General features: G+C 71.0%; 20 protein-coding genes. 8 read left to right on the top strand and 12 right to left on the bottom strand.

Features of this window, described 5'->3' with window-relative positions; translation table 11 throughout:
• Nucleotides 1–44 precede the first annotated feature (44 nt).
• Entirely contained in the window at nucleotides 45–1790 is a 1746-nt protein-coding gene (locus ACH65_RS12125) for a bifunctional sulfate adenylyltransferase/adenylylsulfate kinase (RefSeq protein ID WP_049622861.1), read from the top strand.
• Between the two features lie 156 nt (nucleotides 1791–1946).
• Here ACH65_RS12125 and ACH65_RS12120 read toward each other — a convergent pair whose 3' ends face one another.
• Nucleotides 1947–2939, bottom strand: a complete 993-nt coding sequence (locus ACH65_RS12120) for a LysR substrate-binding domain-containing protein (protein WP_049622860.1) — start codon at nucleotides 2937–2939, stop codon at nucleotides 1947–1949.
• Nucleotides 2940–3234: 295 nt separating this feature from the next.
• Between ACH65_RS12120 and cysG the strand changes: the two genes are divergently transcribed.
• Both cysG and cysK read left to right on the top strand, forming a co-directional pair.
• Entirely contained in the window at nucleotides 3235–4716 is a 1482-nt protein-coding gene (gene cysG, locus ACH65_RS12115) for a siroheme synthase CysG (RefSeq protein ID WP_049622859.1), read from the top strand.
• Nucleotides 4717–4783: 67 nt separating this feature from the next.
• The gene (gene cysK / locus ACH65_RS12110) at nucleotides 4784–5725 is read left to right on the top strand and encodes a cysteine synthase A (protein WP_049622858.1); all 942 of its coding nucleotides are present in this window, start codon (nucleotides 4784–4786) and stop codon (nucleotides 5723–5725) included.
• Between the two features lie 72 nt (nucleotides 5726–5797).
• Here cysK and purB read toward each other — a convergent pair whose 3' ends face one another.
• Nucleotides 5798–7165 (bottom strand): adenylosuccinate lyase, encoded by a 1368-nt coding sequence (gene purB, locus ACH65_RS12105; protein WP_049622857.1) that lies wholly within the window; start codon nucleotides 7163–7165, stop codon nucleotides 5798–5800.
• A 151-nt stretch (nucleotides 7166–7316) separates the two neighbouring features.
• Between purB and ACH65_RS12100 the strand changes: the two genes are divergently transcribed.
• A complete protein-coding gene (locus ACH65_RS12100) occupies nucleotides 7317–8699 on the top strand; it encodes a class II fumarate hydratase (protein ID WP_049622856.1) in 1383 nt (460 codons plus the stop codon).
• A 68-nt stretch (nucleotides 8700–8767) separates the two neighbouring features.
• On the opposite strand, the gene ACH65_RS12095 is transcribed toward ACH65_RS12100, so the two are convergent.
• From ACH65_RS12095 to ACH65_RS12075, 5 genes are read right to left on the bottom strand one after another with little or no spacing between them, the layout of a single operon-like run.
• Nucleotides 8768–9337, bottom strand: a complete 570-nt coding sequence (locus ACH65_RS12095; RefSeq protein ID WP_049622855.1) for a hypothetical protein — start codon at nucleotides 9335–9337, stop codon at nucleotides 8768–8770.
• Nucleotides 9338–9362: 25 nt separating this feature from the next.
• The gene (locus ACH65_RS12090; protein WP_049622854.1) at nucleotides 9363–10325 is read right to left on the bottom strand and encodes an ABC-2 transporter permease; all 963 of its coding nucleotides are present in this window, start codon (nucleotides 10323–10325) and stop codon (nucleotides 9363–9365) included.
• Nucleotides 10322–11179, bottom strand: coding sequence for an ABC transporter ATP-binding protein (locus ACH65_RS12085; protein WP_049622853.1), 858 nt, complete (start codon nucleotides 11177–11179; stop codon nucleotides 10322–10324). The genes ACH65_RS12090 and ACH65_RS12085 overlap by 4 nt, the downstream gene beginning before the upstream one ends.
• The gene (locus ACH65_RS12080; RefSeq protein WP_049622852.1) at nucleotides 11176–11553 is read right to left on the bottom strand and encodes a GntR family transcriptional regulator; all 378 of its coding nucleotides are present in this window, start codon (nucleotides 11551–11553) and stop codon (nucleotides 11176–11178) included. Before ACH65_RS12080 ends, ACH65_RS12085 begins: the two co-directional genes overlap by 4 nt.
• 3 nt (nucleotides 11554–11556) lie before the next feature.
• On the bottom strand, nucleotides 11557–11871 hold the full coding sequence (locus ACH65_RS12075; RefSeq protein ID WP_049622851.1) for a hypothetical protein: 315 nt from the start codon (nucleotides 11869–11871) through the stop codon (nucleotides 11557–11559).
• 310 nt (nucleotides 11872–12181) lie between these two features.
• On the opposite strand from ACH65_RS12075, the gene ACH65_RS12070 reads away from it, so the two are divergent.
• The gene (locus ACH65_RS12070) at nucleotides 12182–12973 is read left to right on the top strand and encodes a hypothetical protein (RefSeq protein ID WP_049622850.1); all 792 of its coding nucleotides are present in this window, start codon (nucleotides 12182–12184) and stop codon (nucleotides 12971–12973) included.
• Nucleotides 12974–13230: 257 nt separating this feature from the next.
• Here the strand turns inward: ACH65_RS12070 and ACH65_RS12065 are convergent, their stop codons facing one another.
• Together ACH65_RS12065 and ACH65_RS12060 are read right to left on the bottom strand one after the other, a co-directional pair.
• A complete protein-coding gene (locus tag ACH65_RS12065; RefSeq protein ID WP_049622849.1) occupies nucleotides 13231–14892 on the bottom strand; it encodes an amidohydrolase in 1662 nt (553 codons plus the stop codon).
• A 148-nt stretch (nucleotides 14893–15040) separates the two neighbouring features.
• Nucleotides 15041–15622 carry an FMN-dependent NADH-azoreductase gene (locus ACH65_RS12060; protein ID WP_049622848.1) on the bottom strand — a complete coding sequence of 194 codons (582 nt, stop codon included), beginning with the start codon at nucleotides 15620–15622 and terminating at the stop codon, nucleotides 15041–15043.
• Nucleotides 15623–15739: 117 nt separating this feature from the next.
• Here ACH65_RS12060 and ACH65_RS12055 point away from each other — a divergent pair, with 117 nt between their 5' ends.
• Genes ACH65_RS12055 through ACH65_RS12045 form a run of 3 tightly spaced genes read left to right on the top strand, consistent with a single transcriptional unit; the run spans nucleotide 15740 to nucleotide 18709 of the window.
• A complete protein-coding gene (locus ACH65_RS12055) occupies nucleotides 15740–16735 on the top strand; it encodes a LysR substrate-binding domain-containing protein (RefSeq protein ID WP_049622847.1) in 996 nt (331 codons plus the stop codon).
• 37 nt (nucleotides 16736–16772) lie between these two features.
• Nucleotides 16773–17918: a pyridoxal phosphate-dependent aminotransferase gene (locus ACH65_RS12050; RefSeq protein ID WP_049622846.1), complete on the top strand. Its 1146-nt coding sequence runs from the start codon at nucleotides 16773–16775 to the stop codon at nucleotides 17916–17918.
• Nucleotides 17906–18709 (top strand): amidohydrolase, encoded by an 804-nt coding sequence (locus tag ACH65_RS12045; protein ID WP_049622845.1) that lies wholly within the window; start codon nucleotides 17906–17908, stop codon nucleotides 18707–18709. Before ACH65_RS12050 ends, ACH65_RS12045 begins: the two co-directional genes overlap by 13 nt.
• A 213-nt stretch (nucleotides 18710–18922) precedes the next feature.
• Here ACH65_RS12045 and arsC read toward each other — a convergent pair whose 3' ends face one another.
• From arsC to scpB, 3 genes are read right to left on the bottom strand one after another with little or no spacing between them, the layout of a single operon-like run.
• Nucleotides 18923–19276: an arsenate reductase (glutaredoxin) gene (gene arsC, locus ACH65_RS12040; RefSeq protein ID WP_049622844.1), complete on the bottom strand. Its 354-nt coding sequence runs from the start codon at nucleotides 19274–19276 to the stop codon at nucleotides 18923–18925.
• 11 nt (nucleotides 19277–19287) lie between these two features.
• Nucleotides 19288–20673 carry a pseudouridine synthase gene (locus tag ACH65_RS12035; RefSeq protein WP_053096257.1) on the bottom strand — a complete coding sequence of 462 codons (1386 nt, stop codon included), beginning with the start codon at nucleotides 20671–20673 and terminating at the stop codon, nucleotides 19288–19290.
• Nucleotides 20670–21548 (bottom strand): SMC-Scp complex subunit ScpB, encoded by an 879-nt coding sequence (gene scpB, locus ACH65_RS12030; RefSeq protein WP_049622842.1) that lies wholly within the window; start codon nucleotides 21546–21548, stop codon nucleotides 20670–20672. The genes ACH65_RS12035 and scpB overlap by 4 nt, the downstream gene beginning before the upstream one ends.
• Nucleotides 21549–21561 lie beyond the last annotated feature (13 nt).

The raw sequence follows: 21561 nt of genomic DNA, 5'->3' as shown, positions 1-21561 counted from the left end.
CCGCCATGTGCGGCGCTACCCCCGACCAACAAAAGAAAACAGCCATGACCCGTACTGCCCTTGCCGAGGTAATCGGCGACCCGCTCGTCGCGCCGCACGGCGGCGTACTGAAGGAACTCTACCTGCCGAAGGCCGAGGCCGAGGCGCTCAAGCGCCGCAGCGCCGAGCTGCCCGGCCTCGACCTCAACGCCCGCCAGCTGTGCGACCTGGAGCTGCTGCTCAACGGCGCCTTCTCGCCGCTGGAGGGCTTCCTGACCCGGCGCGACTACGACCGCGTGGTGGCCGAGTCGCGTCTGGCCGACGGCACGCTGTGGCCGATGCCGATCACCCTGGACGTGAGCGAGGCCTTCGCCGCCCGGCTCGAGGCCGGCAGCGAGATCGCCCTGCGCGACAGCCAGGGCGTGCCGCTGGCGGTGCTGGAGGTGAGCGACATCTACTGGCCCGACCGCCTGCACGAGGCGCAGCAGGTGTTCGGCACCACCGACCGCCTGCACCCGGGCGTGGCCGAGCTGCTCGACCGCACCGGCCCGGCCTACGTGGGCGGGCGCGTGCGCGGCGTGCAGCCGCCGGCGCACTATGACTTCGGCGAACTGCGCGACACCCCGCGCGGCCTGCGCGAGTGGTTCGCGGCCAACGGCTGGGACCGCATCGTGGCCTTCCAGACCCGCAACCCGATGCACCGCGCGCACCGCGAGCTGACCCTGCGCGCTGCCGAGCTGGCCGGTGCCCGGCTGCTGCTGCAGCCGGTGGTGGGCCGCACCAAGCCGGGCGACGTGGACCACTACACCCGCGTGCGCTGCTACCAGGCGCTGCTGCCGCATTACCCCGAGGACAGCGTGAAGCTCTCGCTGCTGCCGCTGGCGATGCGCATGGGCGGCCCGCGCGAGGCGCTGTGGCACGCGATCATCCGCAAGAACTACGGCGCCAGCCACTTCATCGTGGGCCGCGACCACGCCGGCCCCGGCAAGGACGCCAGCGGCAAGCCGTTCTACGACCCGTTCGAGGCGCAGGCGCTGCTGGAGCGCCACCAGCACGAGCTGGGCATCGCCATCGTGCCGTTCCCGGCGATGGTCTACGCGGCCAACCGCGACGCCTACCTGCCTTCCACCGAAGTGACGCCGCAGGACGAGGTGCGCGACATCTCCGGCACCGAGCTGCGCCGCCGCCTGCACGCGGGCGAGGCGATCCCGGAGTGGTTCACCTTCCCGGAGGTGGTGCGGATCCTGCGCGAGCGGCACCCGGCGCAGGCGCAGCGCGGCTTCGCGCTGTTCTTCACCGGGTTTTCCGGCGCCGGCAAGTCCACCCTGGCGCAGGCGGTGATCGCCCAGCTGCTGGAGCAGGGCAGCCGGCCGGTGACGGTGCTGGACGGCGACGAGGTGCGCAAGCACCTCTCGCGCGGCCTGGGCTTCTCGCGCGAGGACCGCGCCGCCAACGTCACCCGCATCGGCTACGTGGCCAGCGAGATCGTGCGCCACGGCGGCATCGCGGTGTGCGCGCCGATCGCGCCCTATGCCGACGCCCGCGCCGAGGCGCGCGCGCTGGTGGAGGCGCACGGCGACTTCGTGGAGGTCCACGTGGAGACGCCGCTGGAAGTGTGCGAGGCGCGTGACCGCAAGGGCCTCTACGCGCAGGCGCGGGCGGGCAAGATCGCCGGCTTCACCGGCATCAGCGACCCCTACGAGGTGCCCGAGCAGCCGGAGCTGCGCGTGGACGCCAGCAGCGCCGAGCCGGTGACGCTGGCGCGGCACATCCTCACCCTGCTGCGCAACCGCGGCCTGATCGGGGCGTGAGGGCGGGCGGCGTCATGCCGTGCCGCAGGGCATGGGGTGCGCCGCCGGTACACGCTGGCGATGTCGTCGGCACGGAGCGCAAAGGAAAGGCCCGGCATGGCCGGGCCTTTTTGCGGGCGGGCTTCGTGGCGGCGGCTGGTGCGCCGTCGGCGAACTTTAGGCCGCAACCGACAGCGTCGGGCCCGAGCGCTCGCGCCAGTGCGGCACCGCCGGCCAGTCGCGCGGCTCGGCGTCGGCCAGGGCGCGGGCCACGTCGCGGCGGTCCAGATGCGGGGCGAAGCGGGCGATGAACTCCAGCACGTATTCGCGCAGCACCGCGTCCCGCCGCAGCACCAGCCAGGTGGTGCAGGCCGGCAGCAGGTGCTCGGCCGGCAGCCGGCGCAGGTCGGTGTCTTCCGCCTGCAGGGCCATCTCGGCCAGCACGCCGACGCCGAGGCCGGCGCGCACGTAGGTCTTGATGAGGTCGGCGTCGCCGGCGGTCATGGCGATCTGCGGGTGCAGGCCCACGGCCTCGAAGGCGCGCCGCAACGAGGATTCGGGCCGGCGCGAGGAGTCGTAGCTGACCAGCGGATGCGCGGCCAGGTCGTCCAGCGTGAGCGGGCGCTTGAGCGCGGCGAGCGGGTGGCCCTGCGGCGCCACGATCAGGCGCTGCCAGCGGTAGGCGGGCAGGGCGATGCCGCCGCTGGGCGGGGCGCCGACGGTGCTGATCACGGCGAGGTCGGCGCGGCCGGCTTCCAGCTGGGCCAGGATCTCCGCGTCGCGCGCCGGCTGCAGGTGCACGCTCACTTCCGGGTACAGCGTATTGAGCGCCGCGATGGCGGTGGGCAGCGCGAAGCGCGCCTGGGTGTGGGTAGTGGCGATGCGCAGCTCGCCGCGCGCTTCGTTGCGCAGGTTGGCCGCCAGCGAGCGGATGTTGCCGACCTCGCCGAGCACGGTGCGGGCGCGCGCCAGCACGTGCTGGCCGGCGTGGGTCACCGCGTCGAGGCTCTTGCCCTTGCGGACGAACAGCAGGAAACCGAGCTCGTCCTCAAGCTGCCGCAGCTGCTTGCTGAGTCCGGGCTGGGTGGCGTGGACACGCTCGGCGGCGAGCGTGATGTTGAGGCCGGCGTCGGCGATGGCGACCAGGTATCGCAATTGGGTCAGGGTCATGGCGAGGTTCTCGTGGACGGTCGTGGGTGGCGATGGAAACGCGGCAACCGGCCCGGGTACATCGCTTGCGGATCTGGCACGCCAGTGCCTCGAGGGCATAAGCCTCGAGGCGACGGCTCTGACGTGTCCGGATCGGCGAAAACATAAGTAGACGTCTATACGTCCGTAACACTTTTTTGTCAAATCCAACGGACGACATAACCCAGAGGCATATGGCCGCAGGCACAAATCATTTGTGGCGCCGCGGCGTGCGGTCTAGCGTGAAGATGTCCCCGCTCATGCCGCGCAGTACCCGATGAAGCTCTATCCGTTGTTCGCCGACCTCTCCCGACGCGCCGTCCTGGTGGTCGGCGGCGGTGCCGTGGCCGAGCGCAAGGTGGCCGCGCTGCTCGAGGCGGGGGCGCAGGTGACGGTGAACGCGCCCGAACTCACCGCCACGCTGCGGCGCTGGGTGGCCGAACGGCGTATCGCGCATGCCGACGAAGCCTTCCGCGAGAGCTGGCTGGATCGGGTATGGCTGGTGGTGGCCGCCACCGACGATGCCGAGACCAACCGCCTGGTGGCCTCGCTGGCCGGGCTGCGGCGGATCTTCGTCAACGTGGTGGACGACGCGGCGCTCTCCAGCTTCCACGTGCCGGCGGTGATCGACCGCGCGCCGCTCACCATCGCCATCTCCAGCGGCGGCGAGGCGCCAATGCTGGCACGGCTGCTGCGCGAGCGGCTGGAGGCGCTGCTCGATCACTCGCTCGGCGCGCTGGCCGCGCTCGCGGCGCGCCTGCGCGGGCGCATCCGCGCGCAGCTGCCGGCGCCGGCGGCGCGGCGGCGCTTCTACGAGCGGCTGTTTGCCGGCGAGGTCGCCGAGTTGCTGCGCCAGAACCAGCCGCAGGCCGCGCAGGCCGCGGCGGAGCGCGCGCTGGCGCAGGAGCCGGGCGAGCGGCGGGGTTCCGTGGTGCTGGTCGGCGCCGGCCCCGGCGATCCGGGCCTGCTCACCCTGCGCGCGCTGCGCGCCCTGAACGAGGCGGACGTGATCCTGCACGACCGGCTGGTGAGCGAGGCGGTGCTGGCGCTGGCGCGGCGCGACGCCGAGCGCATCGAGGTCGGCAAGCAGGCCGGCAACCATCACACCACGCAGGAGCGCATCCACGCGCTGCTGCTCGAACACGCGCGCGCCGGCAAGCGCGTGGTGCGGCTCAAGGGCGGCGACCCGTTCGTGTTCGGGCGCGGCGGCGAGGAGCTGGAATACCTGCGCGCCCACGGCATTCCCTACGAGGTGGTGCCCGGCATCACTGCCGCGCTCGCTTGCGCGGCCTATGCCGGCGTGCCGCTGACCCACCGCGACCACGCGCAGTCGGTGCGCCTGGTCACCGCGCACTGCCGCGATTCGCTCGACACGCTGGACTGGCCCGCGCTGGCGCAGGAGCGCCAGACCCTGGCCGTGTACATGGGTGTGGGCGAGCTGGACGGCTTGCGCGCGCGCCTGCTGGCCCATGGCCGCGCGCCTTCGACGCCGTTCGCCCTGGTGGAGAACGGCTCGCGCGCCGGTCAGCGCGTGGTGACCGGCACGCTGGCCGAGCTGCCCGAGCGCGCCGCGGCGCACATGGTGCGCTCGCCGGCGCTGCTGATCCTGGGCGAGGTGGCCGCGCTGGCCGAGACGCTGGCCTGGTTCGGCCAGCCGCCGCTGGGCGCCGCCGCGCCGGCGCACGAACTGTCGCCTCCCCGGCGCGGCCGCAAGCCGGTATCGTCGCCGGATGTGCTGGCCGCGCTGCACCGCGCTTGACGAAATCATCAGCCGGGCCCGCGCATCATCGCCGGGCCCGCTTCCCCCTTCCGTCCAAGGAGTGACCATGATCTACGACAGCATCCTCGACACCATCGGCAACACCCCGGTGGTGAAGCTGCACCGGCTGGCGCCCAAGCACGTCGAGCTCTACGTGAAGGTGGAAGCCTTCAACCCCGCAGGCTCCGTGAAGGACCGCCTGGCGCTGGCGATCATTCTCGACGCCGAGCAGCGCGGCACGCTCAAGCCCGGCCAGACCGTGGTGGAGGCCACCTCGGGCAATACCGGCGTGGCGCTGGCGGCGGTGTGCGCGGCGCGCGGCTACCCCTTTGTGGCAGTGATGACGGAGACCTTCTCGATCGAGCGGCGCAAGCTGATCCGCGCCTACGGCGGCAAGGTGCTGCTGACTCCGGCGGCCGAACGCGGCTCCGGCATGGTGCGCAAGGCCAAGGAGCTGGCCGACAAGCACGGCTGGTTCCTGGCCCGCCAGTTCGAGAACCCGGCCAACCCGGCCTACCACCGCAACACCACCGCGGCGGAGATCCTGCGCGACTTCGCCGGCCGGCGGCTGGACTACTTCGTCACCGGCTGGGGCACCGGCGGCACGCTCACCGGCGTGGGCGAGGTGCTCAAGGTGGCGCGCCCGGAAGTGAAGGTGATCGCCAGCGAGCCGGCCGGCGCCGCGCTGCTCTCCGGCAAGGAGTGGCAGCCGCACAAGATCCAGGGCTGGACGCCGGACTTCGTGCCGGCCGTGCTCAACCGCGAGGTGGCACACGAGATCCTGCCGATCGACGACGTGCTGGCCCGCGACACCTCGCGCGCGCTGGCCCAGCAGGAGGGCATCTTCGTCGGCATCTCCGCCGGCGCCACGCTGGCCGCCGCGTTGCACACCGCCTCCACGGCGCCGGAGGGCTCGGTGCTGCTGGCGATGCTGCCGGACACCGGCGAGCGTTACCTCTCCACCTTCCTGTTCGAGGGCGTCAACGAAGGGTCGGACGAGGTGGAGTGAAGCCACGTCACGTTGCGCCGGATACGACAGGGCCCGCTCGCGCGGGCCCTGTCGCAAGAGGGCGGCGTGGCTTCAGATATCGTTCGCCAGCGACTCGGCCAGGCCGGTATAGCCGCCGGGGGTGAGGTCGAGCAGGCGCTGCTTGGCGTCGGCGGGCAGGGCCAGCCCTTCGATGAAGCTGCGCATCGAGGCGCGCGTGATGCCCTGGCCGCGGGTGAGCGCCTTGAGCTGCTCGTAGGGCTCGGGCAGGCCGTAGCGGCGCATCACCGTCTGCACGGCCTCGGCCAGCACTTCCCAGCTGGCGTCGAGGTCGGCGGCGAGGCGCTCGGGGTTCACGTTGAGCTTGCCCAGGCCCTTCTGCAGCGACTCCAGCGCCACCAGCGCGTGGCCGAAGGCGGTGCCCAGCGCGCGCAGCACGGTGGAGTCGGTGAGGTCGCGCTGCCAGCGGCTGATCGGCAGCTTCTCGGCGAAATGGCCCAGCAGCGCATTGGCGAGGCCGAAGTTGCCCTCGGCGTTCTCGAAGTCGATCGGGTTGACCTTGTGCGGCATGGTGGAGGAGCCCACCTCGCCGGCCTCCAGCGCCTGCTTGAAATAGCCCAGCGAGATGTAGCCCCACACGTCGCGCGCCAGGTCGATCAGGATGATGCCGGCGCGGCGCACCGCGTCGCAGTACTCGGCCACGCCGTCGTGCGGCTCGATCTGCGTGGTGTAGGCGTTGTAGTCGAGGCCCAGGCTCTCGACGAAGCGGCGGGAGAACGCGCGCCAGTCCACCTCCGGATAGGCGATGGCGTGCGCATTGTAGTTGCCCACCGCGCCGTTGATCTTGCCGGAGATTTCCACCGCCGCCAGCTGCGCGCGCTGGCGCTCCAGCCGCGCCACCACGTTGGCCAGCTCCTTGCCCAGCGTGCTCGGCGAGGCGGTCTGGCCGTGCGTGCGCGAGAGCATCGGCACCGCGGCATTGGCGTGGGCGAGGTCGCGCAGGGTGGTGATCACCTTGTCCAGCGCCGGCAGCAGCACCTGCCCGCGGGCGTCGCGCAGCATCAGCGCGTAGGAGAGGTTGTTGATGTCCTCGCTGGTGCAGGCGAAGTGCACGAACTCCTTGGCCTGGGCCAGCGCGGCGTCGTTGCCGATGCGCTCCTTGATGAAGTACTCCACCGCCTTGACGTCGTGGTTGGTGGTGGCCTCGATGGCCTTGATGCGGCTGCCGTCCTCCACCGAGAACTCCGCGGCGATGGCGCGCAGCCGCTCCACCTGTTCGGCCGTGAACGGCGGCAGCTCGGCCACGCCCGGCTCGGCCGCCAGCGCCAGCAGCCACTCGATCTCCACGTGCACGCGCCGGTGCATCAGGCCGAATTCGCTGAAGATCGGGCGCAGCGCGCCGGTCTTGCCGGCATAGCGGCCGTCCAGCGGCGACAGGGCGGTGAGGGCGTGGGTGGACATCGGCGCGTTCCGTGAAGCGGGCAAACGCGCATTCTACAACGGCCGGGCGGCCATCCGCCCCGGCCCTTGATTCGCGCCGGGGCGGCGCCCATCGTGGCCCGGGTACGCCGGCGCACGGCCGGCTTCCCCGCAACGCGAAGGAGTCCGGCCGATGAGCGGTTTCCGTATCGAGCACGACAGCATGGGCGAGCTGAAGGTGCCCGCCGACGCCCTCTACGGCGCGCAGACGCAGCGCGCCATCGACAATTTCCCCATCTCCGGCCGGCCGCTGCCGCGCGCCTTCATCCGCGCGCTGGGGCTGATCAAGGCCGCCGCCGCCGAGGCCAACCTGCTGCTCGGGCACCTGAAGAAGGGCCAGGCCGCGGCGATCCGCAAGGCCGCGTTGGCGGTGGCGGAGGGCGAGCACGATAAGCAGTTCCCCATCGACGTGTTCCAGACCGGCTCGGGCACCAGCAGCAACATGAACGCCAACGAGGTGATCGCCCACCTCGCCTCCCGGGGTGGCGCCAAGGTGCACCCGAACGACCACGTCAACTACGGGCAGAGCTCCAACGACGTGATCCCCACCGCCATCCACGTCGGCGCCACCCTGAGCGCCACGGAAGACCTGCTGCCCGCGCTCAAGCACCTGAAGAAGGTCATCGACAAGCGCGCCCGCGAACTGCGCAACGTGCCCAAGACCGGCCGCACGCACCTGATGGACGCGATGCCGGTGACCTTCGGGCAGGAGCTGTCGGGCTGGTCGGCGCAGATCGGCAGCGCCGCCGAGCGCATCGAGGACAGCTTAAAGCGCATGCGGCGCCTGCCGCAGGGCGGCACCGCGGTGGGCACCGGCATCAACGCGGACCCCGACTTCGCGCCTGCGTTGTCGAAGGCGCTCAAGCAACTCACCGGCGTGAAGTTCGAGCCGGCGGAGAATTATTTCGAGGGCATGGCCGGGCAGGACGCGGCGGTGGAGCTGTCCGGCGCGCTGAAGACGCTGGCGGTGGCGCTGATGAAGATCGCCAACGACCTGCGCTGGATGAACTCCGGCCCCCTGGCCGGCCTGGGCGAGATCGAGCTGCCGGCGCTGCAGCCGGGTTCCTCGATCATGCCGGGCAAGGTCAACCCGGTGATCCCGGAGGCCACGGCGATGGTGGCGGCGCAGGTGATCGGCTACGACGCGGCGATCACCGTGGCCGGCCAGTCCGGCAACTTCCAGCTCAACGTGATGCTGCCTCTGATCGCCTACGACCTGCTGGAGTCGATCCGGCTGCTCGCCAACGTGTCGCGGCTGCTGGCCGACAAGGCCATCGCCGGCTTCAAGGTCAACACCGCGCGTGTCAACGAGGCGCTGGCGCTCAACCCCATCCTGGTCACCGCGCTCAACCCGGTGATCGGCTACGAGCAGGGCGCGGCGATCGCCAAGCGGGCCTACAAGGAGAAGCGGCCGATCCTCGACGTGGCGCTGGAGGCCACGGGGCTGCCGAAGGCGGAGCTGGCGAAGTTGCTCGATCCGCTGGCGCTGACCCGCGGCGGCATCCGTGGCGAATGAGCGCAGTGGCGGAAACGACGACGGGCACCGAAGTGCCCGCCGTCATCGGGGAGATCGTCCTGGCCTGATCAGTCGTCCTTGTCGTCATCGTCCTGGCGGCACTCCTTGACGTCGCCGGCGCCGATGAGGCCGGCATAGGGCTTGAACGCCGCGAGTTGCCCGGCGAGGTCGTCCTGTGCGGCCTTGATGCCGTCCAGGTCGTCGCAGATCTTCAGCGCGGCCTGCTGGACTTTTTCGGCCGAGGCATCGACGTCCTTGTCGATCTGGTCGGTGTTGCCGCTGGCCAGGCCCTTGAGCGTGCTGGCCACCGCCTGGCCGGCGACTGCCGCGCCGGCCTTGCCGGTGGCGATGCCGTGCTCGCGCACGGCCAGGGCGTTGCGGTAGTAGCGCTGGATCTGTGCGCGCTGGGCCGGCGTGGTGGCGATCGCCTGGCCGCCGATGCGCAGCGTGCCCGCGGCATCGATCACCGCCTCCGGCGCTCCCTGCGCATGCAGGGCGACTTCGCCGTGCCGCAGCTTGATGGCGCCGTCGGCGATGCTGGTGTCGCCGAGGTTGATGGCGGCGTCGCCCGGGCCCTTGCCGCAGCCGGCGAGCAGGCCGGCTGCGAGCAGGGGGATGAGCAGTGCTTGTTTCGACATGGGGGCCATTCCGTCCGAAAAGGGTTCAGCTGTCGTCGCGCCAGCGGCGCAGCCAGGTTGCGGCGGCCAGCATGGCGGCGGCTGTCGCCACGCCGATCCAGAGCGTCGGCGAGGCCAATGCGCCGTAGGCGTTGAGCAAGCCCAGGCTGGACAGGACTTCGGCGGGGCCATGGCCGCCGATATGCGGTGTCTGGGTATACCAGCCGCCCGGGAACACGCTCAGCAGGATGCGGCCCGCCACGTTGCGCCAGTACCAGCTGTTCTGGACGTTGACCGTGCCCAGCAGGTTGAACCAGCCGAGCGCGATGCCCACGGCCACCGGCAGCACCACCGCCCACAGGAACGGTTTGTTGCGCGCCCAGGCCGAGCAGAGCATCAGCCAGCCCACGGTCGGCAAGGCCCAGAGCAGGTACAGCGGGATCGAGCCGACCAGGTTGGCGATAACCTGCAGCGGGTGCGCCAGGAGCAGCAGGCGCCACACGCTCACACTGTGGAAGGACAGTGCGATGGCGTACATCAGCATCATCAGTACGCCGACCAGCGCGCCGACGATCACGGTGATGAGCGGCGCCAGCACGGTGGCCGCGGCCACCTTGGACAGCACGGTGGCGGTGTCCGAGATCGGTAGCGATTTCCAGAACAGCAGGCTGCGGTCGCGGCGGTCGTCGTACAGTGCGCCAAGGCAGTAGAAGAACACCACGAAGCCCATCACGATGCTGATGATCATGGCCGGCGAGCACATCATCATGTCCAGCCCGGCGCCGACCGCTTCCGCGGATTGCGTGTCCAGTTTTTGGAGCAGTCGCATGTTGTTGTCGGCGCCGCCGAACGCGAAATTGAAGCCGTGCCGGCCGCCCATCACCTCGCCGGTGACGATGCCCATCAGGTTGAGCAGCAGGAACACGCCGCCGGTGATCACCGGCGCCCACAGGAAGCCGCCCCGGTTCTCCCAGAACTCGCGCTTGACCAGCCAGTAGAAGGTTTTCATGCGTAGGTTCCCTTCATGGTGGCGACGAACAGGTCGCTGACGGAGGGGCGGCGCAGCTCGCCCAGGCCCTCCAGCACGGCGCGGTCGGCGCCGTCGTACAGAAAGATGCTCTTGCCGAATACCTGGCGCTCGTCCAGCGGGCCGAGCGCGCGGGCGGCGGCGGCCCTGTCGGCGCCCACCATCACCTCGGCGAAGCGCTCGCCGATGGCGTCCATGTCGGTGTCCAGCACGATCCTGCCGTCGCGGATGAAGATGAGGTCGGTGAGGATGTGCTCGATCTCCTCCACCTGGTGGGTGGTGACGATGATGGTCTTGTGCTCGTCGAAGTAGTCCTCCAGCAGGCTCTGGTAGAACTGCTTGCGGTAGAGGATGTCCAGGCCCAGCGTGGGCTCGTCCAGCACCAGCAGGCGGGCGTCGATGGCCATCACGAGGGCGAGGTGCAGCTGCACGATCATGCCCTTGGACATCTGCTTGACCTTCTGCGCCGGCGTGAGCTTGGTGCGGGCCAGGAAGCGCTCGCACTTGGCGCGGTCGAAGCGCGGGTGCACGTTGGCGACGAAGTCGACCGCCTCGCGCACCCGGATCCAGCGCGGCAGCACCGCCACGTCGGCGATGAAGCAGACCTGTTCCATCAACTTGTCGCGCTGGGTGCGCGGGTCGAAGCCGAGCACGTCGAGCTGGCCGTGGAAGGCGGTGAGCCCCAGGATGGCCTTGAGCGCCGTGGTCTTGCCGGCGCCGTTGGGGCCGATCAGGCCGACGATGCGCCCGGGTTGGATCTGGAAGTTGACGTCGTCCAGCGCCACGGTGTTCTTGTAGCGCTTGCCGAGGCCGCGGGCGGTCACGACGGCGTTCATGGCTGCTTCTCCTTGTCGCCGCCGGGCGCTTCGCGCAGCAGGGCCTTCAGGTCCAGGCCCAGGCGCTGCAGACGGGCGTACAACGCGGGCCATTCCTCGCGCAGGAAACGCTCGCGCTCGGATTTGAGCAGCGCCTCGCGGGCGCCATCGGTGACGAACATGCCAAGTCCCCTCCTTTTTTCCACCAGTTGATCGTCGACCAGCTCCTGATAGGCCTTGGAAACGGTCAGCGGATTGATCTGGAAATCCGCGGCCACCTGGCGTACCGACGGCAGCGGGTCGCCTTCGCTCAAGGCGCCGTCCAGGATCATCGCCACCACGTGTTCACGCAGTTGGCGATAGATCGGGACGCTGTCGTTCCAGGTGATGGACATACGTTATTCCTTGCCTACGGGGACCAGCTTGCTGCCAAACGAATAGTAGGGCATGGCCAGCTGCGCCCCGATCAGCGCGGCGGCGCCGCGCTCGGTCTTGTGCACCAGCGCCGGCGCGGCGCCCAGGCCGGTGGCGGCGACGCCGGCGGCGTGCAGGTCCGCCGCGCTGGGGGTGACCTGCACCGGCGCGAAATCGACGACCTTGGTGCCGTTGACCTCGCGGGGCGGCACGACGGTGGTGTTGGAATGGATCGCGACCAGGCCTGTCAGGGTGAACAGACCGGCAGCAGCCAGGGCGATGAGTTTCTGCGCTTGCATGGCGAGCCTCCTTAGTGATCTCGTGGACCAGTGTTGTAGTGAACTATAACACCAAGGCAGGAGCCGTCAATTATGACCAATGGCCTAGGCGGCCTGCACCCTCGCCGCCACCGGAACCTGGCGAGGGCTGCGGTGGGATGCGCGGAGCGGGCATTGGGTTGAGCGGGGGCGTGCCGCCGGCTAGGTCCTTCGCGGTATGGGGTGCCGGCTGCGGCCGGCGTAGCGTCGGCGTGCTGGAGGCCGCCGAAGGCAGTCCGCCCTTGCGTTCCCCCAGGCCTTGCGACCGCATGAACCCGACGGAGGAACGGCCATGAGCAAGACATCCGTTGCGCTGCTGTGGGCCCTGGCGCTGGCGCCTGCCGCGGCGCTGGCACAAAGCGCTTTCGACGGCACCTGGAAGATCGACCTGGGCAAGCTGCAACTGCCGGCCAAGCCCGACGTGCTGCTGCTCCAGGAGGGCAGGTACGAATGCAGGACCTGTGCGCCGGCCATCGGCGTGACGGCGGACGGCGCCGACCATGCGGTGGGCGGCTATCCGTACTTCGACACCATGGCGGTCAAGGTCGTCGACGAGCACACCGTCCAGGTGACGCAGAAGAAGGCCGGCAAGGTGGTCGCCACCTCGACCACCATGGTCTCGCCGGACGGCCGCCGGGCCGACTTCGAATTCAGCGACCGCAGCAACAGCGACAGCGCCCCGGTGACAGGCAAGGGCAGCATGGCGCGCGAGGGCAAGGCGCCGGCGGGCGCACACGCGCTGTCGGGCACCTGGCGCACCACGGGCTACCAGGCCGTTTCCGACAATGCCCTGGTCTTCAGCCTGCACATGGACGGCGACAGCCTGAGCATGAGCAGCCCCACCGGCCAGGCCTACACCGCGCGGCTGGACGGCATCCGGGCACCGTACCGCGGCGACCCGGGCATCACCGCCGTGGCGCTGAAGAAGCTCGGCCGGCAGGCGGTGGAGGAAACCGACTTCCGCGACGGCAGGGTGGTCGGCGTGACTCGGATGACGGTGGCGCCGGACGGCAGGAGCATGACGCTCTCGATCGACGACAAGCTGCGCGGGAAGACCATGTCGGCCGTGGCGATCAAGCAGTGAGCCGGAGGTGGCCGCACGATGCGGCGTGCTGCGGAGGCTCGATACGGCGTGGCACACGAAGGCGGCGCAGCCCGGACGCGCCCGCCCTCGAATGGCCGTCATGCCGGACGTGGCAAGAACGGCGCCGCTCTGAAGCCGGGGCGGGCACTGCCACCCGGCGCCTCGACGCCACGCGATGCCGGCCTTCGCCGGCATGACGGCGCATTGGCGCGCCGGCCGGTCTGCGGCACGCCGCCCGCGGCTCGGCGGCGCCTGGCCTACTGCGCGCGATAGACCTGCCGGCCGCCCACCCAGGTCTCCAGCACCCTGGTCTTCCACAGGTCCGCCGGCGGGCCTGCGAAGATGTCGCGGTCGACCAGGATGAAGTCGGCCCACTTGCCCGGCTCCAGCGTGCCCTGCGTGCGCTCGGCGTGCGAGGCGTAGGCGGCGTCGAGCGTGAAGGCGCGGAAGGCTTCGGGCAGGGTCATCGCCTGTTCCGCGTGCCAGCCACCGGGCGGCTGGCCGGCGTGGTCCTGGCGGGTCACCGCCGAGTACAGGCCGTAGAACGGATTGGGCGATTCCACCGGGAAGTCCGAGCCGCCGGCGATCATCGTGCCCAGCTTGAGGAAGCTGTGCCAGGCGTAGGCGCCCTTGAGCCGCTCCGGCCCGATGCGCGCCTCGGCCATGTTCATGTCGGAGGTGGCGTGGGTGGGCTGCATCGAGGCGATCAGGTGCAGCGCGGCGAAGCGCTGGATGTCCCCGGGCGCCACCACCTGGGCGTGCTCGATGCGGTTGCGCAGGTTCTGCCCGCCGTGCTGCGCGTAGGCCGCGGCGAAGCTGTCCAGCACCTCGCGGTTGGCGCGGTCGCCGATGGCGTGCACGCCCACCTGGTAGCCCTTGCCGAGCGCCTTGCCGATCGCCGCGGTCATCTGCGCGGGGGTGAGGAACAGCAGGCCGCTGTTGCGCGGGTCGTCGGTGTAGGGGGCGAGCATGGCCGCGCCGCGGCTGCCCAGTGCGCCGTCGGCGAACAGCTTCACCGCACGCACGGTGAGGAAGCCGCCGCCGTAGCCGGCCAGCTTGCCCTCGGCGCTGATCGCGTCGAAGTCCGCGTCGGTGCCGTGGATCATGGCGTAGACGCGCGCGGTGAGCTTGTGCTGGTCGGCGTACTGCCGGTACAGGCGGTAGGTGGCGAGGTCGATGCCGGCGTCGTCCACGCCGGTCAGGCCTACGCTCGCCAGTTCGGCTTGCGCGGTGTCGAGTGCGGTGGCCATGTCCTTGGCGGTCGGCGGCGGGATCTTGCGGGCGACCAGGGCGGTGGCGGCGTCCACGAACACGCCGGTGGGGTTGCCCTGGGCGTCGCGCTCGATGCGCCCGCCCGGCGGGTCGCGGGTGTCGCGGGTGATGCCGGCCGCACGCATCGCGGTGGTGTTGGCCCAGGCCGCGTGGTAGTCCACGCGGTTCAGCCACACCGGCCGGTCGGCGACCACGGCGTCGAGGTCTTTCGCGGTGGGGAAGCGAGCGGGCGTCCAGCCGGCCTGGTTCCAGCCGCCGCCGAGGATCCACGGTCGATCCGGATGGCCGGCCGCGTAGGCCTTCACCTTCGCCAGCACCGCGTCGAGGGAGCCGGTGCCGGAGAGATCGACCTGGTTGCGCACGTAGCCCAGGTCGATCACGTGGCCGTGGGCGTCGATCAGGCCCGGCAGCAGGGTGCGGCCCTGGCCGTCCACCACCCGGGTCTTGCCGGCGTGTTTGGCGAGGTCGGCGCCGCGGCCGGTGGCGACCACCTTGCCCTGGTCCACCAGCAGCGCGTCGAAGCGCTGCAGCGTGCCCTGGCCGTCCAGCGTGTAGCCGTTGACGTGGCGCACCAGCAGGTCGGCCGCGTGGAGCGCCGGCGCCATCGCCAGCAGGGCGAGCAGGGAGAAACGCAGCGGGCGGTTCATGCGTGGATTCCGGTGGCGGCACGGGCACGCAGTGTGTCGGCCGGCGGCGGATTTTTCCATCGTGCCGCGCAAGAAAACGCCCCGCTCCTGGGGAAGAGCGGGGCGAAGGGGATCGATGCGGGGAAGCGATCGGGGGTTGCGGTGAAGGTCAGGCCGCCTCGGCCACCAGGGCGTCGATGGCTTCGCGCGCCGCGGCGATCGACTGGGCCTTCTGCTCCTCGCCCAGCGCCACGCCCTCGGCGCGGATGTACTCGATGTCGGTGATGCCGATGAAGCCCAGCGCGGCGCGCAGGTACGGCTCCTGGAAATCCATCGGGGCGGCCGGGCCGCTGCTGTACACGCCGCCGCGGCTGGAGGCGACGATCACGCGCTTGCCGCCGGCCAGGCCCTCGGGGCCGTTGGCGCCGTACTGGAAGGTCTTGCCCGCCACCAGCACGCGGTCGATCCAGGCCTTCAGCTGGCTGGAGATGGAGAAGTTGTACATCGGCGCGCCGATCACGATCACGTCGGCGGCGAGGAATTCTTCCAGCACTTCGCCGCCCAGCAGCGCGCCCGGATCGCTGGCGTCGGCGACCGGCGTCCAGTGCGGCAGGGGCTGTGCGGCGAGGTCGCGATAGGTCACGTCCAGGTCGGGGTTTGTGCGCTTGAGGAGGGCGACGATGTCGGCGCTGAGGAGGCGCGAGACGGAATGGGCGCCGAGCGCGCTGGAGTCGAGATGCAGCAGTTTCATGGGAGGTGCTCCGGGAGCCGAGCCGGACCAGCCGGCGACGGTTGCCACGATAAAAGCGACACAATCGGCCGATAAGTCGGCTAGGATGGAACGTGTCGTTTCGCGAAGGAAACAGTCATGGCCGTACTCGAAGGCGCCCTGCAGGATCTCAACGACCTGTATTTCTTTGCCGCGGTGGTCGAGCACGGCGGCTTCTCCGCCGCGGGCCGGGCGCTCGGCATCCCCAAGTCGCGCCTGAGCAAGCGCATCGCGCAGCTGGAGGAACGCCTGGGCGTGCGGTTGCTGCAGCGGACCACGCGCCGCTTCGTGGTCACCGAGGTCGGCGAGCGTTTCTACGGCCACTGCCGCGCGGTGCTGGAAGAGGCGCGCGCGGCGCAGGACGCGGTGGACGAGTTGCGCGTCGAGCCGCGCGGCGTGGTGCGGATCAGCTGCCCGATCTCGCTGGTGCAGACGGTGCTGGCGGACGTGCTGCCGGATTTCCTCGCGCAGTACCCCAAGGTGCAGGTGCGCGTGCAGGCCAGCAACCGCCGGGTGGACGTGGTGGGCGAGGGCGTGGACATCGCCATCCGCGTGCGCACCAAGCTCGACACCGACGCCAACCTGGTCATGCGCACCTTCGGCATGTCGCGCGTGCTGGCGGTGGCGAGCCCCGCGCTGCTGAACAGCCTGGGCCGGCCGCAGACGCCGGCCGAGCTGGCGCGCCTGCCGGCGCTGTCGATCCAGGAGCACGAGGGCGCGCAGGTGTGGGAGCTGTCCGACGCCGACGGCCAGCGCGCCTCGGTGGAGATGGGCGCACGGCTGATCAGCGGCGACTTCGTGATCCTGTTGGAGGCGGCGCGCCGCGGCATGGGCGTGGCGCTGCTGCCCGAATTCGTCTGCGCGCCGCTGATCACCAGCGGCGAGCTGGAAGTGGTGCTGCCCGACTGGAGCGCGCCGGATGGCACCATGCACTTCGTCTACCCCAGCCGCCGCGGCATGCTGCCCGGCGTGCGCGCGCTGGTGGACTTCCTGGCCGAGCGGCTGCCCGACGCCACCCGCCGCAACCACGAGGAATGCTCCAAGCGTCCGCCCGACCGGCCCTCCGCCCCGCATGGCCAGCCATACCTGTCGTGATAGTCTTGCCGTTTGGACTTCCAAACCGCCGAGCCGAATGAACATCGAAACCAAGCTGCCCAAGGTGGGCACCACCATCTTCAGCGTGATGAGCCAACTGGCGGTGGAGCACAAGGCCGTCAACCTTGGGCAGGGCTTTCCCGACTTCGAGCCGCCCGAGCCGTTGCGCGAGGCGCTGGCCCGCGCGATGGCCGAGGGCCGCAACCAGTACGCGCCGGGCATCGGCACCGCGCCGCTGCGCGAGCAGATCGCGCTCAAGACCGTGCGCCTGTACGGCCGCACGGTGAACCCGGACACCGAGGTCACGGTGACCTCCGGCGCCACCGAGGCGCTGTTCGCCGCGATCGCCGCGGTGGTACGCGCGGGCGAGGAGGTGATCGTGTTCGACCCGGCCTACGACAGCTATGAGCCGGCGATCGAGCTGCAGGGCGCGCGCACGGTGCACATCCCGCTGGTGGCGCCGAGCTTCGCGGTGGACTGGCAGCGCGTGCGCGAGGCGATCACGCCGAAGACACGCATGATCCTGATCAACAGCCCGCACAACCCCTCCGGCGCGGTGCTCTCGGCGGCCGACCTCGACGAGCTGGCCGCGATCGTGCGCGACACGCCCATCGTGGTGCTCTCCGACGAGGTGTACGAGCACATCGTCTACGACGGCGCCGCGCACCAGAGCGTGCTGCGCCACGCGGAACTGGCCGCGCGCAGCATCGTGGTGTCGAGCTTCGGCAAGACCTACCACTGCACCGGCTGGAAGGTGGGCTACGCGGTGGCGCCGGCGGCGCTGTCGGCGGAGTTCCGCAAGGTGCACCAGTACCTGACCTTCTGCACCTTCCACCCGGCGCAGGCGGCGTTCGCCGAATTCCTCGCCAGCACGCCGGAGCATTACCTGGAGCTGCCGGCGTTCTACCAGGCCAAGCGCGACAGTTTCCGCGCGCTGCTCGCCCCTTCGCGCCTCAAGCTGCTCGACGTGCAGGGCGGCTACTTCCAGCTGGTCGACTATTCGGCGATCCGCGACGAGGACGACGTGGCCTTCTGCGAGTGGCTGGTGAAGGAGGGCGGCGTGGCGGCGATCCCGCTGACGCCGTTCTACGAGACCGCGCTGGACACGCGCCTGGTGCGGCTGTGCTTCGCCAAGAGCGACGCCACCATGCAGGCCGCCGCGGAGCATCTATGCAGCCTCTGAACGTCTCGCTGGTGCAGGGCGCCACGCGCTGGCACGACGCGCCGGCCAACCGCGACTACTACGGCGCCCTGGTGCGCGGCGTGGCGGGGCGGAGCGACCTGGTCGTGCTGCCGGAGACCTTCCTCTCCGGCTTCAGCAACGACACCGGCGCCAGCGCCGGCAGCATGGACGGCGAGGGCGTGGCCTGGCTGCGCGCGCTGGCTGCGGAAACCGGCGTAGTGATCACCGGCAGCCTGGCGATCCGCGAGCACGGCACCGTCTACAACCGCCTGCTGTGGGCGCGGCCGGACGGCAGCTACGCGCAGTACGACAAGCGCCACCTGTTCCGCATGGCCGGCGAGCACACCCGCTACGGCGGCGGCAGCGAGCGGCTGATCGTGGAGCTGAAGGGCTGGCGCATCCTGCCGCAGGTCTGCTACGACCTGCGCTTCCCGGTGTGGCTGCGCAACCGCCGGCTGGAAAGCGCCGCGGGCGGCATGGACTACGACCTGGCGCTGTTCGTCGCCAACTGGCCGGCGCCGCGCCGGCAGCCGTGGCGCACCCTGCTGCGCGCGCGGGCGATCGAGAACCTCGCCTACGTGGTCGGCGTGAACCGCGTGGGCGTGGACGGCAACGACTTGCCCTACGCCGGCGACAGCGCGGTGATCGACCCGGTGGGCGAGCCGCTGGTCGAGCTGGGCGCGCAGGAGCAGGTGGTCACGGTGCAGCTGGACCCCGCCCCGCTGCTGGCCCACCGCGAGCGCTTCCCGGCCTGGATGGACGCCGACACGTTCACCGTCGAGGTGGATTGAGTCGAGACGGGTCGGGCCGCCGTCGTGGTGGCGAATGGGCATCGGGCCTGATGCCGCAAGCAAGCCACCACCCGCAACACGAACCCGTTATGCCGGCGTAGACCGGCATCCAGTAGCGTGCGTTGAAGCGCCGGCTGGAGCGTCAGCTCCAACTGGCGGCGGTGCGGCCGCGCCCGGCTTGCGCCGCGGCCGCGAGGGTTCTGCTCGCCGCTCCTAAAGCAACGTGAGCACGGCTTCCGGCGGCCGCCCGAGCGCGGCCTTGTCGCCGGACACCACGATCGGGCGCTCGATCAGGCGCGGATGCGCCGCCATCGCGGCGATGATCGCCTCATCGCCCAGCGTGGGATCGGCCAGGCCCAGTTCCGCGTACTCGGCCTCGCCGGTGCGCAACAGCTGGCGCGGCGTCATGCCGAGCCGGTCCAGCAGCTGGCGCAGTTCGGCGGTGCTGGGCGGCGTGTCCAGGTAGTGGACGATCTCCGGGTGCAGGTCGCGCTCTTCCAGCAGGGCCAGCGCCGCTCGTGACTTGGAGCAGCGCGGGTTGTGGTAGATGCGCAGGGGCCTGCCCATGGCGCGTGGGTTCAGCGGTTGCCGCGGCGGTTGCCGCCGCGGCCGCCGCCACCCTGCGGACGATTGCCGCCCTGGCCCTGCGGACGGCTGCCCTGGGGACGTCCGCCCTGTGGCCGGCCCTGGCCCTGCGGGCGACCGCCCTGACCCTGAGGGCGTCCACCTTGACCCTGGCCTTGCGGCCGGCCGCCCTGGCCCGGACGGCCACCGCCGCCACCGCCGCGGCCGCGATTGCCGCTGTTGGGCGCATAGCCGCCGGCGCGGCCGCCTTCGCGGCTTTCGCCGGCGAACCAGCTGCGCACCGAGGGCAGTTCCTGCCCAGGGGCCACGCCACCGCGCTTGCGGTTGCCGCCGGGCTTGGCCGGGCGTTCCGGGCGGGCCACGTTGCCGTTCACTTCCTTGCCGGGACGGCGCTGCTTGGCGCGGCCGCGCGGCGGTTCCTCGCGGATGCGGTCGAAGGCGCGCAGTTCGCGGGCCTCGTCGTGGTAGGCGCCGCTCCAGGCCGTGCCGGCGCCGCGCTCGGGGCGGTATTCGGTGACGTGGCGGCTGGCGCGGCGCTGGTGCAGCACCGGGCTCAGCGTGAGCACCGGCTGCGGCGCGCCGAGGCCGGCGACCTGGCGCAGCTCCTTCACCGACTCCTCGCCCAGCGTCTCGCAATCGCCACGGCGCAGCAGGCGGGGCAGTTCGACGTTGCCGTAGCGGATGCGCTTCAGGCGGCTGACCAGGAAGCCCTGCGAATCCCACAGGCGGCGCACCTCGCGGTTGCGGCCTTCGCGGATCACCACGCGGAACCAGCTGTGGCTGCCGCCGCGGCTGATGATGGCGATCTCGTCGAAGCGGGCGGGACCGTCGTCCAGTTCCACGCCGGCCTTGAGCTTCTCGATCACCTCGTCCGGCACTTCGCCGTGCACGCGGCACAGGTACTCGCGCTCCAGCCCGCTGCTCGGGTGCATCAGGGCGTTGGCCAGCGCGCCGTCGGTGGTGAGCAGCAGCAGGCCGGTGGTGTTGATGTCCAGGCGGCCCACGGCGACCCAGCGCGCGCCTTTCAGGCGCGGCAGCTGCTCGAACACGGTGGGGCGGCCCTCGGGGTCTTCGCGGGTGGTCACCACGCCATCGGGCTTGTGGTAGAGCAGCACCTCGGCCTCGTCGCGGCTGTCGGTGGCGACCACGAACTGCTTGCCGTCGAGGGTGACGCGGTCGCCCGCGTGCACGCTGGCGCCGATGCCGGCGGGCGTGCCGTTGAGCTCGACCTCGCCGGACTGGATACGCTGCTCCAGCATGCGGCGGGAGCCCAAGCCCGCGTTGGCCAGCACCTTGTGCAGGCGCTCCTCCAGCGGCGGCGTGTTGTCGGTGCGCGGTTCGCGCTTCAGGGTCAAAACGGCTTTCTGTGGCGCATTCATGCGCGGTACTCCTCGGTGTCCTGCTCGTCGGCGTCGCCGGTTTCTGCGGCGTCTGCACGGGTCGCTGCCTCGTCGGCAGTGGGGTGGATGGTCGGTGATGGGTCGGACGCCTCGCCGGCGATGGCGGGCGTGGCGTCGTCGGCCCCGGCTTGCGGGGCGGTGTCTTCGGCGGCGGCCGTGGTCAAGGCCTCCGTGGTGGTGGCGGGTGCGGCCTCGTCGTCGCCCGTTGTGCTCGCAGCGGCCACGTCGATGGCGGCCTCGGCTTCGGCTTCCGCCTCGGGGTCGATCGGCAGGTCGCGCGCCACGCGGGCGGGCACCGGCTCCTCGTCCAGCCGCAGCTGCGGGTCTTCCATGTCGCGGATCTCCGACAGCGGCGGCAGCTCGTCCAGCGACTTCAGGTTGAAGTAGTCGAGGAAGAGGCGGGTGGTGCCGAACAGCGCCGGCCGGCCGGGTACGTCGCGGTGGCCCACCACGCGGATCCACTCGCGCTCCTCCATCGTCTTGATGATGTTGGAGGACACCACCACGCCGCGGATCTGCTCGATCTCCGGGCGGGTGATCGGCTGGCGGTAGGCGATCAGCGCCAGCGTTTCCAGCAGGGCGCGCGAGTAGCGGCTCGGCCGCTCGGTCCACATGCGCGACACCCACGGGTGCATGCCCTGGCGCACTTGGTAGCGGAAGCCGGAGGCGACCTCCTTCAGCTCGACGCCGCGCCCGGCGCAGTCCTCGGCGAGCGATTGCAGCGCCTGGGCGATCTGCTGCCGGTCGACCCCGTCTTCCTCCACGAACAGCTCGCCCAGCTGCGCGACGGTGAGCGGCTGCGAGGCGGCCAGCAGGGCTGCCTCGATGATCGCTTTGAGTTGCTCGATCTGCATAGACTCGGGGTCG

Source organism: Frateuria defendens (assembly GCF_001182895.1).
Taxonomy (GTDB): domain Bacteria; phylum Pseudomonadota; class Gammaproteobacteria; order Xanthomonadales; family Rhodanobacteraceae; genus Frateuria_B; species Frateuria_B defendens.
Note: the sequence above shows the minus strand (reverse complement) of the source record. Positions and strands in the feature narration are given on the sequence as shown.

What these genes read in the sequence shown, in the direction of transcription:
- ACH65_RS12125 (WP_049622861.1), top strand. Translation starts at nt 45, where the DNA reads ATGACCCGTACTGCCCTTGCCGAGGTAATCGGCGACCCGCTCGTCGCG.
- ACH65_RS12070 (WP_049622850.1), top strand. Translation starts at nt 12,182, where the DNA reads ATGAGCAAGACATCCGTTGCGCTGCTGTGGGCCCTGGCGCTGGCGCCT.
- ACH65_RS12065 (WP_049622849.1), bottom strand. Translation starts at nt 14,892, where the DNA reads ATGAACCGCCCGCTGCGTTTCTCCCTGCTCGCCCTGCTGGCGATGGCG.
- arsC (WP_049622844.1), bottom strand. Translation starts at nt 19,276, where the DNA reads ATGGGCAGGCCCCTGCGCATCTACCACAACCCGCGCTGCTCCAAGTCA.
- ACH65_RS12050 (WP_049622846.1), top strand. Translation starts at nt 16,773, where the DNA reads ATGAACATCGAAACCAAGCTGCCCAAGGTGGGCACCACCATCTTCAGC.
- ACH65_RS12035 (WP_053096257.1), bottom strand. Translation starts at nt 20,673, where the DNA reads ATGAATGCGCCACAGAAAGCCGTTTTGACCCTGAAGCGCGAACCGCGC.
- ACH65_RS12060 (WP_049622848.1), bottom strand. Translation starts at nt 15,622, where the DNA reads ATGAAACTGCTGCATCTCGACTCCAGCGCGCTCGGCGCCCATTCCGTC.
- ACH65_RS12095 (WP_049622855.1), bottom strand. Translation starts at nt 9,337, where the DNA reads ATGTCGAAACAAGCACTGCTCATCCCCCTGCTCGCAGCCGGCCTGCTC.
- ACH65_RS12080 (WP_049622852.1), bottom strand. Translation starts at nt 11,553, where the DNA reads ATGTCCATCACCTGGAACGACAGCGTCCCGATCTATCGCCAACTGCGT.
- ACH65_RS12045 (WP_049622845.1), top strand. Translation starts at nt 17,906, where the DNA reads ATGCAGCCTCTGAACGTCTCGCTGGTGCAGGGCGCCACGCGCTGGCAC.
- scpB (WP_049622842.1), bottom strand. Translation starts at nt 21,548, where the DNA reads ATGCAGATCGAGCAACTCAAAGCGATCATCGAGGCAGCCCTGCTGGCC.
- purB (WP_049622857.1), bottom strand. Translation starts at nt 7,165, where the DNA reads ATGTCCACCCACGCCCTCACCGCCCTGTCGCCGCTGGACGGCCGCTAT.
- ACH65_RS12120 (WP_049622860.1), bottom strand. Translation starts at nt 2,939, where the DNA reads ATGACCCTGACCCAATTGCGATACCTGGTCGCCATCGCCGACGCCGGC.
- ACH65_RS12075 (WP_049622851.1), bottom strand. Translation starts at nt 11,871, where the DNA reads ATGCAAGCGCAGAAACTCATCGCCCTGGCTGCTGCCGGTCTGTTCACC.
- ACH65_RS12090 (WP_049622854.1), bottom strand. Translation starts at nt 10,325, where the DNA reads ATGAAAACCTTCTACTGGCTGGTCAAGCGCGAGTTCTGGGAGAACCGG.
- cysG (WP_049622859.1), top strand. Translation starts at nt 3,235, where the DNA reads ATGAAGCTCTATCCGTTGTTCGCCGACCTCTCCCGACGCGCCGTCCTG.
- ACH65_RS12055 (WP_049622847.1), top strand. Translation starts at nt 15,740, where the DNA reads ATGGCCGTACTCGAAGGCGCCCTGCAGGATCTCAACGACCTGTATTTC.
- cysK (WP_049622858.1), top strand. Translation starts at nt 4,784, where the DNA reads ATGATCTACGACAGCATCCTCGACACCATCGGCAACACCCCGGTGGTG.
- ACH65_RS12085 (WP_049622853.1), bottom strand. Translation starts at nt 11,179, where the DNA reads ATGAACGCCGTCGTGACCGCCCGCGGCCTCGGCAAGCGCTACAAGAAC.
- ACH65_RS12100 (WP_049622856.1), top strand. Translation starts at nt 7,317, where the DNA reads ATGAGCGGTTTCCGTATCGAGCACGACAGCATGGGCGAGCTGAAGGTG.